Genomic DNA, 2,370 nt, shown 5'->3' on the forward strand with positions numbered 1-2,370 from the left:
ATGGCTGCTAGCGCAGAGGATAAATCGCTTGCTGCACCAAATGGCAGGCCAGAATGAATACCAACTGCTGCATATAGCTCAGGATACGCGTCTGCCATGATGGCAGCCATAGCACCACCAGCAGACATACCTGCGATGAATACGCTGTGCTTGTCTACATGGTAATCAGCCATTATCTTGCGTGTGATACCTGCAATTAGCGCAGGTTCGCCCTGATCGCGTTTTTGATCCAGAGCCTTGAACCAGTTCCAACATTTCGAGCTGTTTGCACCTTGGTCTTGGCAAGGGTAAACAACGATGCATCGCTGTTGTTCAGCGATTAGATTCATCCCCGTGCCAGTGGCAAAATCATCCGGTCCTTGTGTGCAGCCATGGAGCATGACAATCAGTGGCAACGCCTCCCCTTTATATTCAGAAGGGATATAGACCTTATAATCGCGTTTGCCATGCGCATTTGCATAGCTGCCGCTTATGAAGTAACCTGCGTTGTTTTTATATTCCCGAGGGTTGGTATCATGCGCGACTTTCTCATACGTCGCATCATGTTCAGATGAGGCAGGAGAGCCTGTCTTCGTCGTACCAAACAACTGAACGTTCAGCGTGCTTAATATCATTTCTGTGATGGTTGTCAAATTTTGTAATTGATCTAGCTGAATGCTGCCCTGAAATGGCATAGCAAACGTCTTGCTATCGAGCCAAGGTTTTCCTGCCGTGTGCTTGTGTTCCAGCGAGTCTTGATTGAAATTCATAGTGTGCTTTCGATGTGGTGCAGGGCGCATATTTTGTAATGCGTTTCGGGAGTAATTCTACTTAGTCAAAGAATTCGGTCGGCCAGCGTCGCTCTACGAACAGCAAGCCCCGCATCAATCCTACTAATACATCGCTTGATCAGAAGTGAAAAAACCGGTATTGCCACCACTCTGACACCACAGCCTTCCTTTTGAGTCAACAATAACGGTTGTGCTGTCTTTAATACCAATGCGGCGTTACAGCGTCGTGCAGCTTAGGCCGCGGCTTGCTCGGGTTCTGCCACCAATTTAACCTTTATGCGAGCTGTCAAATGTGCGTTTCGCTGCATGGGAATTTTATTACTCAGAATAAGAAAAGAATGCCATTTGAATTATTGTCAAATGTGTCTGGTCTTTCGACATTGATCGATACGGCATTCTGAATTTCATCTTCTTTTGTTTGATACATCCTCATTGTCGTGATAAAAAAATGGACCTTGGACCATTTTTCTATCGATCGTTTTGCTTGTCGAGAGTCTCAGGATTATTTTCAGAATTCGATATCGTTTCACTACCCGCATGGTCCAGCCCATCATTTTCCAAAGGATTTCCGTTGGCATCTTTTTGAGGGTTTTTTTCCGTTTCTTCAATTTGTTTTTGATCACCTTCGACGATATCACGCTCTGTAGCGTCAAATTTGTCCGGCGCGCTAGGATTAGTTGACCCAGTAGGTAAAGTTGCAGAATTTCTAGCGTCCGCGAATGGGTCGGTATTGATGGTCATGGTGTGGCTTTCAATAATGAAATTTAAAAAAGTAGCTTCGATTTGCTTCTTTAACGGGCATCTGTCTCCAGAGTGCCCGTTATTGATTTCAGCAATTAACGACTTTTGGAGTTGGAATTGGAACTCGATTTAGTACCAGAGCCTGATTTGGATCCACCGCGATCAGAACCGCTAGCAGATTTGCCGTTATCTGAATTATTGCCATCATTTTTATGGCTTTGCTGACCTGCTTTGACGTGCTGTTCGTGCGTACCACCTTGAGTTCCTGTAGTACCACTGGATTTGGTTGAAGATGATTTGCTGCTTGATGAATTTGTAGGCATGATGAGGCTCCGAAAAAATCCGCTGATTGCCGCGGTCACATTTGACTGATTGTTATTAATCAGTGGCATCATCATAGACGCTACTCAAGCGGCAAGAAGTCATCAAAATCGACCGATAGACGTAGGATATGACGCTGTTACCGACGGCGTAAAAACTCACGGTGCCGTAGGCATCACATATTTTTCCTGTCTCGTTGGCAGCTTTCGTTTCGGTTCCCAACGCAAAATTTCTTTTGATAGTCAATTTTATTGACTTAGAAATTTTTCAGAAATCGTTGCAACATGGAGTCGATTAAGTTTTTTCTTATGTGCGGAAACTAACAGTGCTACCGGGTTATTGCAGTTACTGTCTTTGGAGATGCGCTGTCATGTCTTGCGTGTTCACTTATTTTTCTCTTATTTGACCAGGCTGATGTAGTTGGATCTGGTTGACTTTTAAAGGCTCCCGCAATGACTAAATCAATTTCTCCGTCGTCCACGGACGGTGCCGGCTCAGTATTAAGCACCGTCTCTGGCCCATCCACCAATGAATTGCC

At 45.0% G+C, this 2,370-nt stretch carries 4 protein-coding genes; all 4 read right to left on the reverse strand.

Features of this window, described 5'->3' with window-relative positions; all coding sequences use genetic code 11:
* On the reverse strand, nucleotides 1-749 hold a 749-nt coding region (locus ACO0LF_RS30745), incomplete at its 3' end, for an alpha/beta hydrolase family esterase (RefSeq protein WP_423021123.1).
* Between the two features lie 489 nt (nucleotides 750-1,238).
* Nucleotides 1,239-1,511 (reverse strand): hypothetical protein, encoded by a 273-nt coding sequence (locus ACO0LF_RS30750; RefSeq protein ID WP_423021125.1) that lies wholly within the window; start codon nucleotides 1,509-1,511, stop codon nucleotides 1,239-1,241.
* Between the two features lie 95 nt (nucleotides 1,512-1,606).
* A complete protein-coding gene (locus ACO0LF_RS30755) occupies nucleotides 1,607-1,909 on the reverse strand; it encodes a hypothetical protein (RefSeq protein ID WP_423021127.1) in 303 nt (100 codons plus the stop codon).
* A 251-nt stretch (nucleotides 1,910-2,160) separates the two neighbouring features.
* The coding region (locus ACO0LF_RS30760; RefSeq protein WP_423021129.1) for a hypothetical protein at nucleotides 2,161-2,370 on the reverse strand (210 nt) is incomplete at its 5' end.

The organism is Undibacterium sp. Di27W (assembly GCF_049340345.1).
In the GTDB taxonomy this organism is placed as follows: Bacteria; Pseudomonadota; Gammaproteobacteria; order Burkholderiales; family Burkholderiaceae_D; genus Undibacterium.

Excerpts from the sequence above, each read along its gene's own strand:
- ACO0LF_RS30755 (WP_423021127.1), bottom strand. The coding sequence starts at position 1,909 with ATGATGATGCCACTGATTAATAACAATCAGTCAAATGTGACCGCGGCA.
- ACO0LF_RS30750 (WP_423021125.1), bottom strand. The coding sequence starts at position 1,511 with ATGACCATCAATACCGACCCATTCGCGGACGCTAGAAATTCTGCAACT.